This window comes from Streptomyces sp. ICBB 8177, from assembly GCF_003144095.1.
Classification (GTDB): domain Bacteria; phylum Actinomycetota; class Actinomycetes; order Streptomycetales; family Streptomycetaceae; genus Streptantibioticus_D.
Genome location: NZ_NSKH01000008.1, coordinates 1 through 801 on the forward strand (window position 1 = coordinate 1; position 801 = coordinate 801).

General features: G+C 69.9%; 1 protein-coding gene and 1 pseudogene. Both read right to left on the reverse strand.

Annotated elements, in window-relative coordinates:
- Nucleotides 1–263: 263 nt before the first annotated feature.
- Nucleotides 264–590, reverse strand: coding sequence for a ferredoxin (gene fdxA / locus CK485_RS08150; RefSeq protein ID WP_109448589.1), 327 nt, complete (start codon nucleotides 588–590; stop codon nucleotides 264–266).
- Nucleotides 587–801: pseudogene (locus CK485_RS08155) on the reverse strand (hypothetical protein); the annotation flags it as partial. The gene fdxA and the pseudogene CK485_RS08155, both read right to left, overlap by 4 nt.

The window sequence follows — 801 nt, forward strand, 5'->3', positions numbered from 1 at the left end:
ATCGCGCCCAGCAGATCGGCACGATCCGCCCCGTTGCAGTGCCGGATCTCGAAATCCGGACCCAGGGCATCCACCGTGGCGGGCGAAAGCTCTTCGGCTATCAGTACGACAGGCTTGTTCACCGGGGGACTCGTTTCGGCTCGGGGGTGCGGGCGCGGGGCTGCGGGGGCGTGCCCCGGAGGCGGGGTCTGCGCGGCTCGCTCGGTGGGGATGGCGTGTCCGTCACGGACTGCTCGGCTGCTTACCTCAGTGCTGACGTACCGTCAGTTCGCCTTCTCGCGGAGCGGTTCGGCAGCGACGACAGGATGGTCTGCGGTCAACGGCTCCTGGCCGGCGGCGCCGCCCGGCGAACCGATGGTCTCGGCCGTCTCGGCGTCGGCCTTGAGGTACGCGTGCCATTCGGTGGGCAGGTCGTTCTCGTAGAAGACGGCCTCGACCGGGCAGACCGGCTCGCAGGCGCCGCAGTCGACGCACTCCTCCGGGTGGATGTAGAGCTTCCGCGGGCCCTCGTAGATGCAGTCGACGGGGCACTCCTCGACGCAGGCGCGGTCCTTGATGTCGACGCAGGGCTGGGCGATGACGTAGGTCATGACGGGTTCTCCTCGGTACGGGGCGGGGCGACCGTCCAGGTGTCCTTGCCCGCCAGCAGCGCGCTCAGGTCGCCCTTGCCCTGCTGCTCGACGGCGGTGTCGAGTTGGTCGGCCATGGCGGTGTCGTAGACGGTGCGGGTGGTGTCGCGGAGGATGCCGATGGGGGTGTGGTGGAGGGTGGTGGGGTCGGCGAGGCGGGTGAGGGCGAAGG